Here is a 16,580-nt window from a genome sequence, read left to right as displayed (position 1 = left end):
GCTGCCCGGCCGTGCATGCCGGGCATATGAGAGTGGACAGTCAGGTCGAGTTCAACGTTCGACAGGTGTGTCGGTCAGGTTGCCCCACTCGCCCCAGGAGCCGGCGTAGGCCTTGACCCGCGGATAGCCCAGGGCCTTGGCGACCAGATAGGTAAAACCGGAGCGGCGATGGCTCTGGCAGTGGGTGATGATTTCCTTGTCGGCGCTCAGCCCGCGCTGTTCGAGCTGCTCGGCGATGTCCTGACGAATGCGCAAGGCACGTGCGGGGTCCATGCCCGCGGTCCATTCGAAGTGGATGGCACCGGGGATGTGGCCACCCCGTGCGGCCTGCACCTTTTCGCCGCGGTATTCCTCGGCCGAGCGGGCATCCCAGATGGCCAGGTCGGCGGCGCCCAGGCGCGATTTCAGGTAATCCGCGCTGGCGGTAGGCGCATCGCTGAGGGTCAGTGAAACCGTCGCGTGCTTTGGCGCAGGAGCATCCTGGCTCAGTGCCAGGCCTTCGGCTTGCCAGGCCGTCAGGCCACCATTGAGAAAGTGATAGCGCCCATGACCGATGACATCCAGCAGCCAGATGAAACGACCGGCCCAGCCGCCGCCCTCGTCGTCATACACCACGTAGGTGGCCTGCGGGTGGTGGCCAAGTTCGCTGAACAGTTGCTCGAGTTGCGTTTTTTCCGGTAGCAGGCCGGGGGCCGCTGGCGCACTCGCCTGGGTGCGTTTGCCGTCGACGAAGCGGGCGCCGAGAATGTGCCCGTTCAGGTAACGCTGATGGCTGCTGAGGTCGACCAGGATCAGGTCGGACGCGTGCAGTCGTGTGGCGAGATCCGCCGGTTCGATGACCAGCGGCAGTTCGTCGAAGGCTGTCATACAGGCCTCGTTGGCGGAGTTAAGAGGGCGATTGTAGCGCAGAAGAATGCCGTAAAGCGGCGGCGCTCAGCGCTTACGTTTGCTGAAGGTGTCCAGCGCGCGCTCGATGCATTGCGTGGTCTTGGTAAAGGCCTGCACGATGGTGTCGTCGATCGGTTGGCCGCCCTGGTCGGCGAACAGCAGCATCACCACCCGTTCGTTGCTGGCCAGGGAGCGGATCAGCAGGTGTTCGCTGGGCAGCAGGGCCTTCAGGTCGCCGGGCAGCAGGGCGGAGAACTGTGCGATGTTGGCCGGTGTAAGGCGCAATTGCGCAGGCTTTTGTAGCAGACGGCGCAGCACCTGGCTTTGCGCCGGGTCGAGGGTCAGGCCACTGGCACTGGCTGCCACGCCGGCATGTTGCTGCAATTGCAGGCGCGTGTGGGTGCGGTCAGCGAGCAGCATCACCACCCGTGACAGACCGGCGGCCTGCACGGCCTGGCGGGCGCAGGTGGTGAGCTGCTGGACGTTGCTGAATGCCGAAGGCTGGGCGAGCAACTGAGTGCACAGTTGTCGCCAATCGCTGACCTGCGGTGCTGGCGCTGTTTTGCGCGGTTGAAAGTGACGAGCATTCCATGGCCACAGCAGGGCCTCGGCAGGGTGCCAGAGGCCGGCGGTGTCCAATTGCCGAGCGCTGTGCGCCGCATTCTGGTGGATCTGCTGCTGCAGTTCGGCCAGCGGTAGCTGCAGGTAAAGACTGTTGAGCCGTTGCCAGCGCCGGGTATGACTGCCGCTCCAGGCGCTATGCGCCGACACCGCGATCACGTTGGCGAGCAGGATGCTGTTGGCAGGCTGGGTAAGCCAGCGCTGCAGCGTCGGGTCGGCGTCCAGCTTCTGCTGCTGGTGCAGTGGATCGTCGTGACGGCGGGCGATGTGCAGCGCCTTGCCGAGCAGGCGGCGATCATCGATCAACAAGCGATAGCCCTGGAGGATCCAGGCCGGCAGGCGCCAGCGCTCGGCCAGCGCCAGGCACAGGTCGAACAGCGGTACGCCCAGCATGTCGCGCTCGACCTTGACTGCCGGTTCGCCGTCTATCAGCACCCGCTGTTCCCAGGCTTCGAACAGATGGGGATGGGCGGCCAGCAGGGCCCATACGGGCGACAGGAACAGCAGGCTGCCCCAGTGGATTTCCTGCCACAGACGCGCCAGGCGCGCGGCGAACAGGCCGTTGGCCTGATAGGCCGCGTGCTGGCTGATCAGCTGGATCTGCCGAAGCGACGGCGGAATGTCGGCCAGTGCCCGCGCAGGCAGGCGGGCGAGGAGCTCTTCGGCGCGCTTGAGGCCCAGGCGGGTGAGTGCCGTCTCCAGGCTCTCCGCCGCTTCACCCAGGCTGCTGCCCTTGCTGTTGGCCTCGCGCAGCACGCTGAGCACCAGTGCCGGGCTGTCCTGCATCAGGTCGGCGATTTCGCGCAACGAGCGGCGGCTGTCGCCCAATGCACGGCGAACCTGCTGGTGATGATCGGCTGCGATGGGCAGCACCTGACCGTCCAGCTGCTTGAGCCAGGCGTCGAGAGTGCGCGGTAACGGCGTGCTTGCGACCATGGGGCTGTGCCAAAATGGCTTTTTTTAGACTTAACTGACTATAGTCTGGCGCATCTCTTCCGATAAGTAGAAGGGGATTCGCGCGGTCGCCCTTTCTTTTCACCTGCTCAAGTTTCTTTCTATGGCCAAAATCATCGGCATCATCGTTGTATTCGCTTGCGTCTTCGGCGGCTTCGTCGCGTCGGGTGGCCATCTCATGGCCCTGGTGCATCCCTTCGAAGTGCTGATCATCGGCGGTGCGGCGCTGGGCGCCTTCCTGCAGGCCAACCCGGGCAGCATGTTCATGACCGTCTTCAAGAAATCCTTGAAGATGTTCAAGTCGCGCTTCACCCACGACTACTACCTGGAAGTGCTGCGCCTGCTCTATGAAATTCTCAACAAGGCGCGCCGCGAAGGCATGATGGCCATCGAGGCCGACCTCGAGGACCCGGCCGCGAGCCCGATCTTCAGCAAGTACCCGGCGGTGCTGGGCGACGAGCGTATGGTCGCGTTCATCTGCGACTACCTGCGCATCATGTCCTCCGGCAACATGGCGCCCCACGAGCTCGAAGGCCTGTTCGACATGGAACTGGTCGGCCTCAAGGAAGAACTCGATCATCCGGCCCATGCCGTGGCGAAGATCGCCGACGGCATGCCGGCGATGGGTATCGTCGCCGCGGTATTGGGGATCGTGATCACCATGTCGATTCTTGCTGAGGCGGACAACGCGCAGATCGGCGAGAAGGTCGGTACCGCGCTGGTCGGCACCTTCCTCGGTATTCTCGCCTCGTATGGCTTCTTCGGCCCGCTCTCCGCTGCGCTCGAACACGATGCCAAGGAAGAGCTGAACGTCTACGAAGCCATCAAGGCCGGCCTGGTCGCCTCGGCATCCGGCATGCCGCCGTCACTGGCCGTCGAGTTCTCGCGCAAGACCCTTTACCCGGCGCACCGCCCGAGCTTCAGCGAGCTTGAGCAGGCCATGCGCGGAAACTAAGCACCATGGAAAACAACCAGCCGATCATCGTAAAGCGGGTCAAGAAGGTTGCCGGCGGCCACCACGGTGGCGCCTGGAAGATCGCCTTCGCCGACTTCGCCACGGCGATGATGGCCTTTTTCATGGTGATGTGGCTGATGTCCTCGGCCACCCCCGAGCAGAAGAAACTGATCTCCGGCTACTTCAAGGACCCCATCGGCTTCTCCGAAAGCGCCAGCCCCTATGTGATCGACCTCGGTGGCTCGCCGACACCGTCGCCGGACCGCACTCTCAACGAGCAGCCTCAGGAGTCGCCGGGAGACGAAGCGGACACCGATCCGAAGGATCCCGCCGAGCTGGATGCCGAGCAGGCCGAGGCCAAGGCCGAAGAAGTCGAGCGCGAGCGCCTGGAGCTGCTGTTGCAGGAGTTGCAGAACAAGGTCGAGCAGGATCCGCAGTTGCAGCGTTTCAAGGACCAGATCCTGTTCGAGATCACCCAGGACGGCCTGCGCATCCAGATCGTCGATGCCGAGAACCGGCCGATGTTCGCCCTGGGCAGCGCGCAGTTGCAGCCGTACTTCGAGGATATCCTGTTCGCCCTCACCGACACCATCAAAGCAGTACCCAACAAGATCAGCATCAGCGGCCATACCGATGCCAAGCCGTTCGCCGGCGCCGGTGGTTTTGGCAACTGGGAGCTGTCGGCCAACCGTGCCAATGCGGCGCGGCGCGTGCTGATCGCGGCGGGCTACGACGATGCCCAGGTGGCGCGGGTGGTCGGCTACGCCTCGTCGGCGCTGTTCGACCGCGAGGATCCGTTCAACCCGGTGAACCGCCGCATCGATATCGTGGTGCTGACCAAGAAAGCGCAACGCGACATCGAGGGCGAGCAGGGTGGTGGCGCGCTGGCGCCGGATCCCGCGCCGGGTTCGCCTTTAGGTGGCGCTGGCGCTGGCGGGGGCTCAGGCGCAGCGCCTGGTGCCGAGCCGCTCTCCAATGATCAGGTGCGCGAGAAGCTGAATATCTTCGAGGACGGCACGCTGAAGATGGATCAGCCGACCGAGTGATCGGCCGGCACCCCAGCTTACAGGTCGCTCAATACTCCGGCTCTGGCAGGCTGGCCAGAATGTGCCGATAGCTGTTCATCCGCTGCGGCTGGATACGCCCTTCTTCCAGCGCCTTGAGCAAGGCGCAGCCGGGTTCGCGGTCATGCTTGCAGTCGCGGAAGCGGCAATGGCCGAGCAGGTCGGCGAACTCGATGAAGCCCGCCTCCACATCGTCACGGCTGACATGGCCGAGGCCGAATTCGCGGATGCCCGGTGAGTCGATCAACTGGCCGCCGCCGGGGAAGTGAAACAACCGGGCGGTAGTGGTGGTGTGGGTGCCCTTGCCGGTCAGTTCTGAAAGCGCGCCGACACGGGTGTCGACGCCCGGCAGCAGGCTGTTGACCAGCGACGATTTGCCGACGCCCGACTGGCCCACGAAGACGCTGATGTTGCCGTCGAGCTGCTTCTTGAGCTGCTCCATGCCGTCGCCTTCCAGCGCCGAGACTTCCAGCAGCGGATAACCCAACTGGCGATAGACATCGAGCAGCGCGTTCAGCGCGGTTTCGTTCTGTGCATCGATCAGGTCGGCCTTGTTGAGCAGCAGCAGCGGGCGAATGCCCGCGTGCTCGGCGGCGACCAGATAACGGTCGATCAGGTTGGCGTGCGGTTCCGGTAGCGGCGCGAAAACGATGACGATCAAGTCGACGTTGGCCGCCACCGGCTTCAGCTGGCCGCGGGTGTCCGGGCGGCACAGCTCGGTGTCGCGCGGCAGCTGGGCGACGATCACGCCGATGCCCTGGTTGCCCGGCCGCCACACCACGCGGTCACCAGTGACCAGCGTCGGCAGGTTGGCGCGCAGATGGCAGCGGAACACCTGGCCGCTCAGTTCGCCGTCGGTGGCCTCGACTTCCACCTGAACGCCAAAGTGGGCGATCACCAGGCCGGTCTGCTCCGGGCCCAGGTCGCCGCCTTCCAGAGTTTCCACCACGCGGGATTCGCGCTTGGCGGCGCGTGCGGCGCGCTCACCCTGGATCTTTTCGATGCGCCAGTTTTGCCGGCGGTTGAGTTGGCGTTTGGCCATGGGGCTTCCGAGTCTTGCTGCGCTTGAAGTGGCAGCGATTCTAGCACGGCTGATGGGGCGGCAATTTGTCGAGGCCGGCGCTAGGGTCTGCTCCCGTTTCACGCACGGCCGCGCCGGAGCCAATTCTTGCGCGAGGCAAGGCACGAGATGCGAAGTTTGGCAGGCCAAATGAGCCATCGAGTAACGCCGCCTCGCGCAAGAACTGGCCCGGCCCTCCGGGTTGCGCGGGAAATGACCTCCGCTGTCGTTGCAGGACTTGGCAAGGGAACAACCATTCCCTGCGTCCTGCGCCTAATCGGAGGCCATTTCTCGCAGCAACGCGGCTCGCGCTGAAACGGGAACAGACCCTAGACTGGCCAACCTTTTTCTATGAGCCTGTCGGCATGGCTGCTTCCTACCGCGCGCTGCACCGCCTGGGTGAGCGCTACCCGGCCCTCCTGGCGCTGCTTATCCAGTTGGTGATCACCCTGGCCATGGGCGTGGCGATCATTGCTGCTGCCCGGCTGTTCGGCTGGCGCGCCAGCCCGTTGGTCGCCGGTTTGTTGCATGGCCTGCTCTGTGCCTGTCTGGCTCGCTGGTTAGGCCTGTCTCGCTGGTGGTGGTGGCTGAACCTGCTGTTCGTACCGGGGTTGTTGCTGGCCAGTGGCGCGCCCCTGCCGTCCTGGCTGTTTCTGCTCGGGTTTCTATTGTTGCTGCTGCTCAACTGGAACAGCTTCGGCGAGCGCGTGCCGCTTTACCTGACCGGCGTCGGTACGCGCAAGGAGCTGGCGCGCCTGCTTGAAGGCCGCGGCCAGCACTTCAGCTTCGTCGACCTGGGCTGCGGCCCGGCCGGCACCTTGCTGTGGCTGGCGCGGCGTTTTCCACAGGCGCAGTTCACCGGCGTGGAAACCGCGCCATTGTCCTTCGCCATTGCCTGGCTGCGTTGCCTCGGCCGGCGCAACTGCCGGATTCGTTATCAGAACCTGTGGCGCACCGAGTTGAGCGCCATCGACATCGCCTACTGCTTCCTGTCACCTGCGCCGATGCCGGCACTCTGGGACAAGGCACGAGACGAGCTGCCGAAAGGCGCCTGGCTGATCAGCAATACCTTCGAGATTCCCGGCGTGGCGCCGCAGCGCGTGGTCGAACTCAAGGACTGGCGCGATTCACGCCTGCTGCTCTGGGAGATTGGCTAGAATGACGAACCCAAAGAGGAGCGCAGCATGCAGAACCCACAGAATCTGATCTGGATCGACCTGGAAATGACCGGTCTCGATCCCGAAACGGACGTCATCATCGAGATGGCGACCATCGTCACCGATACCGAACTCAACGTGCTGGCCGAAGGCCCGGTGATCGCCGTGCACCAGAGCGACGAGCGCCTCGCGGCGATGGACGAGTGGAACACGCGCACCCACGGTGAGAGCGGCCTGACCCAGCGCGTGCGTGACAGCAAGATCAGCCAGGCCGAAGCCGAGGCGCAGACCATTGCCTTCCTGGAAAAGTGGGTGCCGAAAGGCAAGTCGCCGATCTGCGGCAACAGCATCGGCCAGGATCGTCGCTTTCTCTACAAGTACATGCCGGCGCTGGAAGCCTACTTCCATTACCGCTACCTGGATGTGTCGACCCTGAAGATTCTTGCCGAGCGCTGGGCGCCCGGCATCAAGGAAGGCTTCGTGAAAACCGGCACTCACCAGGCGCTGGATGACATCCGCGAGTCCATCGCCGAGCTCAAGTACTACCGCCAGCACCTGCTCAAGGTCTGATCACCCCTGGCGTTGGGCGTGCTGCTCCAGCGCCCACTGCACATGCTCGCGCACCAGCTCCGAGGGATATTCACGGCGGGCCTCCAGTGCTTCCAGTACCGGGATGCTCGACGGCGCGTTACCCAGGCCGACGGCCAGGTTACGCAGCCAGCGCTCGTAACCGGCGCGGCGCAGCGGTGAGCCTTCGGTGCGGCTGAGAAACTCCTCCTCGCTCCAGCGAAACAGCTCGGCCAGTTCGGCATTGTCGAGGCTGTGCCGTGGCTGGAAATCAAACTGTTCGGTAGGTTTGGCGAAGCGGTTCCAGGGGCAGACCATCTGGCAGTCATCGCAGCCGAACACGCGGTTGCCGATGGGCGCGCGCAACTCTTCCGGAATCGGCCCCTTGAGCTCGATGGTCAGGTAGGAAATGCAGCGCCGCGCATCGAGCACGTAGGGACCGACGAAGGCGGCGGTCGGGCAGATGTCCAGGCAGGCGCTGCAGCGCCCGCAGTGTTCGCTGCCGTGGGGCGCGTCCTCGGGCAGCGGGATGTCGACGAACAGCTCGCCGAGAAAGAAGTAACTGCCAGCCTTGCGATTGAGCACCAGGGTGTTCTTGCCGATCCACCCAAGACCGGATTGTTCGGCGATGGCTTTCTCCAGTACCGGCGCGCTGTCGACGAATGCACGGTAGCCAAAGGGGCCGATGGCCTGCTGGATACGCTCGGCCAACTGCTGCAGACGTTTGCGGATCAGCTTGTGGTAGTCGCGGCCCAGGGCGTAGCGCGACACGTAGGCTTTTTCCGGCTCCTGCAGGCGCTGGGCCATCTGCGTGTCGCCGGGCAGGTAGTCCATGCGCAGCGACACCACGCGCAGGGTGCCGGGCACCAGCTCGTCGGGATGTGAACGTTTGCGGCCATGTGCGGCCATATAGTCCATCTCGCCTTGGTAGCCGGCATCCAGCCAGCGCTGCAGGTGCGCCTCGTGCTCGCCCAGCTCCAGGCCGCTGATGCCCACCTGCTGGAAGCCCAGTTCACGCCCCCAGTCCTTGATGGACTGGGCGAGGCTGGTGAGGTCGAGGGTGGCGTCGGTCATGCTGGGCGGGAATCTGCAGTAGGCGGCGTATAATTCTGCCAGACATCGGAGCTCAGGCATGCGGCATTCATCAGACGATCTTCCTCTCGCGCTCTACAGTGCCGCCCAGGTGCGGGCGCTGGATGCAGCGTTGATCGCTGCCGGCACGCCAGGTTTCGAGCTGATGCAGCGCGCGGCCCATGCCATCTGGCGGGCGCTGCGTCGCGAATGGCCGAACGCTAGCGCGGTGACCGTGCTGGCCGGGCACGGCAACAATGCGGGTGACGGCTATCTGGTGGCGGCTCTGGCCCAGCGCGCCGGTTGGCAGGTGCGGGTGCTGGCCGTTGGTGAGCCCCAGCGTTTGCAGGGCGATGCCGCCCTGGCCCGTGATGAGGCCCGTGCAGCCGGTGTCGAGATCCTGAATTGGCAGGCGGATTCCGAGCCCCGGGGCGTGCTGGTCGACGCGTTGCTCGGCACCGGCCTGGCAGGCGAGGTGCGCGAACCTTATGCCGCGGCCATCGACTGGATCAACCGCAGCGGCCAGCCCGTGCTGGCCGCTGACATTCCCTCCGGCATCTGTGCCGACAGGGGGCAGGTACTGGGCATTGCGGTGGTCGCGCAGCTTACCGTGACCCTGATCGGCCTGAAGATCGGGTTATTCGTGGGCCAGGCGCTCGATCATGTCGGGTGCCTGGTGTTCGATGACTTGCAGGCTGATGAAGACATCGTGGCGAGCCAGCCGTATGCGGCGCAACGCCTGGCCGGCGTTCTTCTGCCGAGGGTGCCCGCCCGGCAACCGACCACCCATAAAGGCCAGCTTGGCCATCTGCTGGTGGTCGGTGGCGATCAGGGCACAGGCGGCGCGGCGTTGCTGTCGGCCCAGAGCGCGCTGCGCAGTGGGGCTGGCATGGTGTCGCTGGCGACCCGTGGCGAACACGTCGGCGCCGCGCAAACGCGCCTGCCCGAGGTCATGAGCCTTGCAGTCGCCTCGGCGAATCAACTGCATGGGCTGGGCGACAAGATCTCGGTCTGGGTCGTCGGGCCCGGACTCGGGCAGGGCGCGTGGGGGCGCAGTCTGCTGTCGGCAGCAGCCACCGCCGGAGGCGCCCAGGTATGGGATGCCGACGCGCTCAATCTGCTGGCGGCGAGTGCGGCGCGTATCGCGCCCGGCAGTGTGATCACCCCGCACCCCGGCGAGGCCGCGCGCCTGCTAGGCATCTCCACATCGGCGCTGCAGGCCGATCGCCCGGCCGCGGCCAGGGCGCTGGCCCAGCGTTTCGAGGTGGTCTGCGTACTTAAAGGTGCCGGTACCCTGGTCGCTGATCCGGCTGGTCGCCTGCTGGTGTGTGACCGAGGTGATCCGGTGATGGCCGGCGCCGGGCTGGGTGATGTGCTGGCCGGCTTGATCGGCGCCTTGATCGCCCAGGGTTGCAGTACGTGGGAGGCGGCCAGCCTTGGTGTGTGGGTGCACGCCCGGGCGGGCGAATCTTTGGCAAATAAAGGAAATGGTCTGGCGGCCAGCGATCTGTGCGACGCTATCCGCCATTTGTTACAGGAGCGAGCCGCTTGTCGGAAATAGAACTGTTCGCCGCCGATGAAGACGCCATGCTGGCGCTCGGCGCGCGCATTGCCGCTGCCACTGGCGGGCGCGGCGTGATTTACCTGGAAGGCGACCTGGGCGCCGGCAAGACCACGCTGTCACGCGGCATCCTGCAAGGCCTTGGGCACCGCGGTGCGGTGAAGAGCCCCACTTTTACCCTGGTAGAGCCCTACGAGATCGGCGAAGTCAGGGCCTTTCATTTCGACCTGTATCGTCTGGTCGACCCGGAGGAACTGGAGTTTCTCGGCATCCGCGATTACTTCGAAGGTGACGCCCTGTGCCTGATCGAGTGGCCCCAGCGCGGTACCGGCGTTTTGCCAAAGGCCGACCTTGACATTACCATTAGCCCGCGAGCGGGTGGCCGGTCGCTGCTGCTTCGCAGCCATAGCGCGAAGGGTGAACACTGGTGTGCCGTTTTGGCACCCGGAGCATGAACGATAGAGTGGGGGCGGGTATGCGCATAGGCGCGCGAATGATCGCGGTCGGGCTGATGTTGGCGGTCATGGCTGCCGACGTGTGGGCCGCGTCGGATGTGCGCAGTGTTCGTCTGTGGCGCGCACCGGACAACACGCGGCTGGTCTTCGACCTCTCCGGACCGGTGCAGCACAGCGTGTTCACCCTGACGGCTCCGGATCGCATCGTCATCGATATCAGCGGTGCCAAGCTGGTCACCTCGCTGGACAAGCTCGCCCTGAGCAATACGCCGATCACCGCCGTTCGCTCGGCGCAGCGCACACCGGATGACCTGCGCGTGGTCATCGACCTGTCGGCCCAGGTCACACCCAAGAGCTTCACCCTGGCGCCCAATCAGCAGTATGGCAATCGCCTGGTCGTCGATCTGTTCGATCAGGCTTCGGATGCGGCGCCCAGCCTGCCATCCACCACCACCGCCAGTGCGCCGCCAGTGCCCGTCACGCCGACCCAGGCACCGCCCAAGCTGGCGCCGGTGCCCGGCGGCAAGCGCGATATCGTGATTGCCATCGACGCCGGCCATGGTGGCGAAGACCCCGGCGCACTGGGACCGACCAAGGGCCAGTTCGAGAAGAACGTGACCCTGTCCATCGCCAAGGAGCTGCAGCGCCAGATCAACGCGCAGAAGGGCTTCCGCGGCGAACTGGTGCGCACCGGCGACTATTTCATTCCGCTGCGTAAGCGTACGGAAATCGCCCGCAAGAAGGGCGCCGATCTGTTCGTCTCCATTCACGCCGATGCTGCGCCACGGGCAGCGGCCTTCGGCGCCTCGGTTTACGCGCTGTCCGATCGCGGCGCCACGTCGGAAACCGCGCGTTGGCTGGCGGATGCCGAGAACCAGTCCGATCTGATCGGCGGTGCCGGCAACGTCAGCCTCGAAGACAAGGACCGTATGCTCGCCGGCGTTCTACTCGACCTGTCGATGACCGCCTCGCTGTCCTCCAGCCTCAACGTCGGGCAAAAGGTGCTCGGCCAGATGGGCCAGGTCACGCCGCTGCACAAGCGCCGCGTCGAACAGGCTGGCTTCATGGTGCTGAAGTCGCCGGATATTCCGTCGATCCTGGTGGAGACGGGCTTCATCTCCAACCCCAGCGAAGCGCGCAAGCTGCATTCGGCCAGCCATCAGCAGAGCCTGTCGCGCTCCATCGTCACCGGCGTCAAACAGTTCTTCGAGCAGAACCCGCCGCCCGGTACCTACATCGCCTGGCTGCGTGACAACGGCAAGATCGCCCAGGGCCCGCGCGAGCACCGGGTCGCCTCCGGGGAAAGCCTGGCGCTGATCGCTCAGCGCTATCAGGTCAGCCTGGCCAGCCTGCGTACTGCCAATTCGCTGAAGTCCGATGTGATCAAGGTCGGCCAGACGCTGCACATTCCGGCGACCTCGCTGGCTGCCCAGCCATGAGTGAAATGACACGTATCCAACTGCTCAGCCCGCGGCTGGCGAACCAGATTGCCGCCGGTGAGGTGGTCGAGCGCCCGGCATCGGTGGCCAAGGAGTTGCTGGAGAACAGCCTGGACTCCGGCGCCAAGCGCATCGAAGTGGATGTCGAACAGGGCGGCGTGAAGCTCCTGCGCGTGCGTGACGACGGCCGCGGCATCGCTGCCGATGACCTGCCTCTGGCCCTGGCACGTCATGCCACCAGCAAGATTCGCGAGCTCGAAGACCTCGAGCAGGTGATGAGCATGGGCTTCAGGGGCGAAGCGCTGGCGTCGATCAGCTCGGTGGCCCGGCTGACGCTGACCTCGCGCACCGCTGAGGCCGACCAGGCCTGGCAGGTCGAAACCGAAGGCCGCGACATGCAGCCGCGGGTGCAGCCGGCTGCCCACCCGGTCGGCACCTCGGTGGAAGTCCGCGACCTGTTCTTCAACACGCCGGCGCGGCGCAAGTTCCTCAAGGCCGAGAAGACCGAGTTCGACCACCTGCAGGAAGTCATCAAGCGTCTGGCACTGGCGCGTTTCGACGTGGCTTTCCATCTGCGTCACAACGGCAAGAACGTGCTGACCCTGCATGAAGCCAACGATGACGTGAGTCGCGCCCGGCGTGTCGCCTCCGTGTGCAGTGCCGGGTTTCTGGAGCAGGCGCTGCCCATCGATATCGAGCGCAACGGTCTGCACCTGTGGGGCTGGGTGGGTTTGCCGACCTTCTCGCGCAGCCAGGCGGACCTACAGTATTTCTACGTGAATGGCCGCATGGTGCGCGACAAGCTGGTCGCCCATGCAGTACGCCAGGCGTATCGCGACGTGCTGTTCAACGGTCGCCACCCGACTTTCGTGCTGTTCCTGGAAATCGACCCGACCGCCGTCGACGTCAACGTGCACCCGACCAAGCATGAAGTGCGCTTCCGTGAAGGTCGCACGGTACATGACTTCCTGTATGGCACCCTGCACCGCGCGCTTGGTGAGGTGCGCCCCGAGGATCAGTTAGCTACCCCGGCTGCCGCCGAGACGGTGCTGCGGCCTACCGGCCTGGCTGCTGGAGAGTTCGGCCCCCAGGGCGAGATGGGCCTTTCCGCCAGCGTGCTCGAACGCCCTGCCGAATCCGTCTGGCGGTCGCCTGGCGCCGGCTACCAGGCGCCGCGTAGCGAATCTCAGCTGCCAGCCGCCGAGGCGCAGGGCGTGTATCGCGAGTTCTATGCGCCGCTGGCCACGGGCAGCACGCCTGCCGCGCTGCCCCAGGCACAGGGCGATATCCCGCCGCTGGGTTACGCCATCGCGCAGCTCAAGGGGATCTACATTCTTGCCGAGAGCGCTCATGGGCTGGTGGTCGTGGACATGCACGCGGCCCACGAGCGCATCACCTACGAGCGCCTGAAGGTGGCGATGGCCAGTGAAGGCCTGCGTGGCCAGCCGCTGCTGGTGCCCGAGTCCATCGCCGTGAGCCAGCGCGAAGCGGACTGCGCCGAAGAGCATGGCCAGTGGTTCCAGAAGCTCGGCTTCGAGCTGCAGCGTCTGGGACCGGAAACCCTGGCGATCCGCCAGATTCCGGCGCTGCTCAAGCAGGCCGAGGCGACGCGCCTGGTCGGTGACGTGCTCTCGGACCTGCTCGAGTACGGCACCAGCGACCGCATCCAGGCGCACCTCAACGAGTTGCTGGCGACCATGGCCTGCCATGGCGCCGTGCGCGCGAACCGCCGCCTGACCCTGCCGGAAATGAACGCCCTGCTGCGTGACATGGAGCAGACCGAGCGCAGTGGCCAGTGCAACCATGGGCGGCCGACCTGGACGCAGATGAGTCTCGACCAACTGGATAAGTTGTTCCTGCGTGGCCAGTAACAGACCGCTGAAAAACTACCTGCGTTGGCAATACTGCGTAAGACCGGCCTAAAAATGCTCATTTACAACACGTAAACTGCGCTTTTCGGCTGTTTTTGCGGGGCCGCCTTCGGTATTGTCTTGCCTGCCTCGCCTACGTCTTTCAGTGGCCTGCTAATCCGGCGCCACGCTTGCGGCATACGGCCCATGTCCGGAAAATGGGCCGCCGTTCCTTCGAGTCGTGCCGATGTCCTCCTTACCTCCCGCCATCTTTCTGATGGGCCCGACCGCGTCCGGCAAGACCGACCTGGCCCTGGCCCTGGCGCGCGTGCTGCCCTGCGAATTGATCAGCGTGGATTCGGCACTGGTCTATCGCGGCATGGACATCGGCACGGCCAAGCCGGACCGCGCCACCCTCGAGGCTTTCCCCCATCATCTGGTGGATATTCGCGACCCTGCCGAGGCCTACTCGGCGGCCGATTTTCGGCGTGATGCCCTGGCAGCCATGGCGGATATCACCGCGCGCGGGCGTATCCCGCTGCTGGTGGGCGGCACCATGCTCTATTACAAGGCGCTGCTCGAAGGGCTGGCCGATATGCCAGGCGCCGATGCCGATGTACGCGCGGAGCTCGAGGCGCGTGCCGAGCGCGACGGCCTGGCGGCGCTGCACGCCGAGCTGCAGGCGGTGGATCCGCAATCGGCTGCGCGCATCCACCCGAACGATCCCCAGCGTCTGGTCCGGGCCCTGGAAGTGTTCCAGGTCAGTGGCGTGACCATGACGCAATTGCGTGCGCAGCAGAGTGAAGCGGCCTCTGAGGGTGGCGGCTTGCCCTATACTGTCGTGCAGTTGGCGATAGCGCCGGCGCAGCGGCAGATTCTCCACGAACGAATCGCCAAACGTTTTGATCTGATGCTGGAACAGGGCTTCGTCGCCGAGGTCGAACGCCTGCATCGCCGAGGTGACTTGCACGGTGAAATGCCATCTATAAGGGCGGTGGGATACCGGCAAGTATGGGATCATCTGGAAGGGCGACTCGACGCTGCGCAGATGCGCGAGCGCGGCATCATCGCTACCCGCCAGTTGGCCAAGCGGCAGTTCACCTGGTTACGCAGTTGGGAAAATGTGCACTGGCTCGACAGTCTCGATTGCGACAATCTGCCACGTGCCTTGAAATACATGGCGACGGTCTCCATATTGAGCTGAGACCTTGCCGCGGGCCGTCTATCCTTGGGGGAAGGCGTGCCAAAGCCGTTCACAGGCTAAGCAAACCGTTCAAAAACTATTCAATTATCGATTCATTTAGGAGTGCGGCACATGTCAAAAGGGCATTCGCTACAAGACCCTTACCTCAATACCCTGCGGAAGGAGCGCGTCCCGGTTTCCATCTACCTGGTCAACGGCATCAAGCTGCAGGGCCAGATCGAATCCTTCGACCAGTTCGTCATCCTGCTGAAGAACACCGTCAGCCAGATGGTCTACAAGCACGCGATCTCCACCGTGGTGCCGAGCCGTCCGGTTCGTCTGCCAAGTGCTTCCGAGTCCGATCAGGCTGAATCCGAGCCCGGCAACGTTTAACCCAGGGGGTCGCATTGTTCTTCGAGCGCCATGAAGGAGGTGAACGGGCCATCCTGGTTCATCTGGATAGTCAGAACACCGAGGCGAGCGAGGATCCCCAGGAGTTTCACGAATTGGCGCTTTCCGCCGGTGCCGATACCGTGGCGTTCTTCAGTGTGCCCAATAGCCGGCCCACGGCGAAGTTCCTCATCGGTAGCGGCAAGGTGGAAGAGCTGCGTGACCAGGTCAAGGCCCACGAGGCCGATCTGGTCATTTTCAATCACGTCCTAACGCCCAGTCAGGAGCGTAACCTCGAGCGCATGTTCGAGTGTCGCGTCCTGGATCGTACCGGGCTGATTCTCGACATCTTCGCCCAGCGCGCCCGTACCCACGAAGGCAAGTTGCAGGTCGAGCTGGCTCAGCTCGATCACATGAGCACGCGCCTGGTGCGTGGCTGGACTCACCTCGAGCGGCAGAAAGGCGGTATCGGTCTGCGTGGCCCGGGTGAAACCCAGCTGGAAACCGACCGCCGCCTGTTGCGCGTGCGCATTCGCCAGATCAAGCAGAAGCTGGAGAAGGTGCGCAGCCAGCGTGAGCAGGCGCGCCGTGGTCGAAAGCGTGCGGATATCCCGTCCGTATCCCTGGTCGGCTATACCAACGCCGGCAAATCCACGCTGTTCAACGCCCTGACCGAATCCGAGGTCTATGCGGCGGATCAGCTGTTCGCCACCCTCGACCCGACCTTGCGCCGTCTGCAGCTCGACGACCTGGGGCCAGTGGTGCTGGCCGACACCGTGGGCTTCATCCGTCACCTGCCGCACAAGCTGGTCGAGGCGTTTCGTGCCACCCTCGAGGAATCGAGCAATTCCGACCTGCTGCTGCACGTGATCGACTCCCACGAGCCGGAGCGCGATGCACAGATCGAGCAGGTGCTCGAGGTGCTCGGTGAAATCGGTGCCCAGGATCTGCCCGTGCTCGAGGTGTACAACAAGCTCGACCTGCTCGAAGGCGTAGAGCCGCAGATTCAGCGCAATGCCGACGGGCGCCCCGAGCGGGTCTGGTTGTCGGCGCGTGATGGTCGCGGTCTGCCCTTGCTCAAGCAGGCCGTTGCCGAACTGCTCGGTGACGACCTGTTCGTTGCCACACTGCAGTTGCCGCAGCGCCTGGCGCGCTTGCGGGCGCAATTCTTTGAACTGGGTGCCGTGCTGCAGGAGTCCTACACGGAGGACGGCAGCAGCCTGCTACAGGTGCGCATTCCGCGGGTCGAACTCAACCGTCTGGTAAGCCGCGAGGGCTTGCAGCCACTCGAGTTCATCGAGCAACACACTTTGCAATAAAGCCCGCAACGGTGATTTTGCCGCTGGAAGCAGGCATTCTGTAGCA

At 64.6% G+C, this 16,580-nt stretch carries 15 protein-coding genes; 11 read left to right on the top strand and 4 right to left on the bottom strand.

The features are described 5' to 3' along the window. Positions 1-51: 51 nt before the first annotated feature. Together BVH06_RS05555 and BVH06_RS05550 are read right to left on the bottom strand one after the other, a co-directional pair. Positions 52-867, bottom strand: coding sequence for a rhodanese-like domain-containing protein (locus BVH06_RS05555; RefSeq protein ID WP_075933474.1), 816 nt, complete (start codon positions 865-867; stop codon positions 52-54). 66 nt (positions 868-933) lie between these two features. Continuing rightward, positions 934-2,445 (bottom strand): HDOD domain-containing protein, encoded by a 1,512-nt coding sequence (locus tag BVH06_RS05550; RefSeq protein ID WP_075933473.1) that lies wholly within the window; start codon positions 2,443-2,445, stop codon positions 934-936. Between the two features lie 121 nt (positions 2,446-2,566). On the opposite strand from BVH06_RS05550, the gene motA reads away from it, so the two are divergent. Beyond that, positions 2,567-3,418, top strand: a complete 852-nt coding sequence (gene motA / locus BVH06_RS05545) for a flagellar motor stator protein MotA (protein WP_075932376.1) — start codon at positions 2,567-2,569, stop codon at positions 3,416-3,418. Positions 3,419-3,423: 5 nt separating this feature from the next. Beyond that, positions 3,424-4,464: a flagellar motor protein MotB gene (gene motB / locus BVH06_RS05540; protein WP_075933472.1), complete on the top strand. Its 1,041-nt coding sequence runs from the start codon at positions 3,424-3,426 to the stop codon at positions 4,462-4,464. A 28-nt stretch (positions 4,465-4,492) separates the two neighbouring features. On the opposite strand, the gene rsgA is transcribed toward motB, so the two are convergent. Beyond that, positions 4,493-5,524, bottom strand: a complete 1,032-nt coding sequence (gene rsgA, locus BVH06_RS05535) for a small ribosomal subunit biogenesis GTPase RsgA (RefSeq protein ID WP_075933471.1) — start codon at positions 5,522-5,524, stop codon at positions 4,493-4,495. A gap of 383 nt (positions 5,525-5,907) precedes the next feature. Between rsgA and BVH06_RS05530 the strand changes: the two genes are divergently transcribed. Both BVH06_RS05530 and orn read left to right on the top strand, forming a co-directional pair. Then, positions 5,908-6,699 (top strand): class I SAM-dependent methyltransferase, encoded by a 792-nt coding sequence (locus BVH06_RS05530; RefSeq protein WP_075933470.1) that lies wholly within the window; start codon positions 5,908-5,910, stop codon positions 6,697-6,699. Between the two features lie 27 nt (positions 6,700-6,726). Beyond that, positions 6,727-7,269, top strand: coding sequence for an oligoribonuclease (orn, locus tag BVH06_RS05525; RefSeq protein WP_075933469.1), 543 nt, complete (start codon positions 6,727-6,729; stop codon positions 7,267-7,269). On the opposite strand, the gene queG is transcribed toward orn, so the two are convergent. Further along, the gene (queG, locus tag BVH06_RS05520) at positions 7,270-8,340 is read right to left on the bottom strand and encodes a tRNA epoxyqueuosine(34) reductase QueG (RefSeq protein WP_075933468.1); all 1,071 of its coding nucleotides are present in this window, start codon (positions 8,338-8,340) and stop codon (positions 7,270-7,272) included. A gap of 58 nt (positions 8,341-8,398) precedes the next feature. On the opposite strand from queG, the gene BVH06_RS05515 reads away from it, so the two are divergent. The 7 genes from BVH06_RS05515 (at position 8,399) to hflX (ending at position 16,534) form a co-directional block, all read left to right on the top strand. Then, positions 8,399-9,898, top strand: a complete 1,500-nt coding sequence (locus BVH06_RS05515) for a bifunctional ADP-dependent NAD(P)H-hydrate dehydratase/NAD(P)H-hydrate epimerase (RefSeq protein WP_075933467.1) — start codon at positions 8,399-8,401, stop codon at positions 9,896-9,898. Further along, complete coding sequence (gene tsaE, locus BVH06_RS05510; RefSeq protein ID WP_075932383.1) at positions 9,886-10,353, top strand: tRNA (adenosine(37)-N6)-threonylcarbamoyltransferase complex ATPase subunit type 1 TsaE; 468 nt, start codon at positions 9,886-9,888, stop codon at positions 10,351-10,353. Before BVH06_RS05515 ends, tsaE begins: the two co-directional genes overlap by 13 nt. Positions 10,354-10,361: 8 nt before the next feature. Further along, the gene (locus tag BVH06_RS05505) at positions 10,362-11,792 is read left to right on the top strand and encodes an N-acetylmuramoyl-L-alanine amidase (RefSeq protein WP_218189125.1); all 1,431 of its coding nucleotides are present in this window, start codon (positions 10,362-10,364) and stop codon (positions 11,790-11,792) included. Beyond that, on the top strand, positions 11,789-13,663 hold the full coding sequence (mutL, locus tag BVH06_RS05500) for a DNA mismatch repair endonuclease MutL (RefSeq protein WP_168172888.1): 1,875 nt from the start codon (positions 11,789-11,791) through the stop codon (positions 13,661-13,663). Before BVH06_RS05505 ends, mutL begins: the two co-directional genes overlap by 4 nt. Before the next feature lie 226 nt (positions 13,664-13,889). Further along, positions 13,890-14,846, top strand: coding sequence for a tRNA (adenosine(37)-N6)-dimethylallyltransferase MiaA (miaA, locus tag BVH06_RS05495; protein WP_075933465.1), 957 nt, complete (start codon positions 13,890-13,892; stop codon positions 14,844-14,846). Positions 14,847-14,957: 111 nt separating this feature from the next. After that, positions 14,958-15,218, top strand: coding sequence for an RNA chaperone Hfq (gene hfq / locus BVH06_RS05490; protein WP_013793183.1), 261 nt, complete (start codon positions 14,958-14,960; stop codon positions 15,216-15,218). Positions 15,219-15,232: 14 nt separating this feature from the next. After that, entirely contained in the window at positions 15,233-16,534 is a 1,302-nt protein-coding gene (gene hflX / locus BVH06_RS05485) for a ribosome rescue GTPase HflX (RefSeq protein WP_075932387.1), read from the top strand. Positions 16,535-16,580: the final 46 nt, after the last annotated feature.

It is taken from the genome of Pseudomonas sp. PA27(2017) (assembly GCF_001945445.1).
In the GTDB taxonomy this organism is placed as follows: domain Bacteria; phylum Pseudomonadota; class Gammaproteobacteria; order Pseudomonadales; family Pseudomonadaceae; genus Aquipseudomonas.
Note: the sequence above shows the minus strand (reverse complement) of the source record. Positions and strands in the feature narration are given on the sequence as shown.

Coding starts and splice junctions, on each gene's coding strand:
- BVH06_RS05550 (WP_075933473.1), bottom strand. CDS start 2,445: ATGGTCGCAAGCACGCCGTTACCGCGCACTCTCGACGCCTGGCTCAAG.
- queG (WP_075933468.1), bottom strand. CDS start 8,340: ATGACCGACGCCACCCTCGACCTCACCAGCCTCGCCCAGTCCATCAAG.
- motA (WP_075932376.1), top strand. CDS start 2,567: ATGGCCAAAATCATCGGCATCATCGTTGTATTCGCTTGCGTCTTCGGC.
- mutL (WP_168172888.1), top strand. CDS start 11,789: ATGAGTGAAATGACACGTATCCAACTGCTCAGCCCGCGGCTGGCGAAC.
- motB (WP_075933472.1), top strand. CDS start 3,424: ATGGAAAACAACCAGCCGATCATCGTAAAGCGGGTCAAGAAGGTTGCC.
- miaA (WP_075933465.1), top strand. CDS start 13,890: ATGTCCTCCTTACCTCCCGCCATCTTTCTGATGGGCCCGACCGCGTCC.
- rsgA (WP_075933471.1), bottom strand. CDS start 5,524: ATGGCCAAACGCCAACTCAACCGCCGGCAAAACTGGCGCATCGAAAAG.
- orn (WP_075933469.1), top strand. CDS start 6,727: ATGCAGAACCCACAGAATCTGATCTGGATCGACCTGGAAATGACCGGT.
- hfq (WP_013793183.1), top strand. CDS start 14,958: ATGTCAAAAGGGCATTCGCTACAAGACCCTTACCTCAATACCCTGCGG.
- BVH06_RS05515 (WP_075933467.1), top strand. CDS start 8,399: ATGCGGCATTCATCAGACGATCTTCCTCTCGCGCTCTACAGTGCCGCC.
- BVH06_RS05530 (WP_075933470.1), top strand. CDS start 5,908: ATGGCTGCTTCCTACCGCGCGCTGCACCGCCTGGGTGAGCGCTACCCG.
- BVH06_RS05555 (WP_075933474.1), bottom strand. CDS start 867: ATGACAGCCTTCGACGAACTGCCGCTGGTCATCGAACCGGCGGATCTC.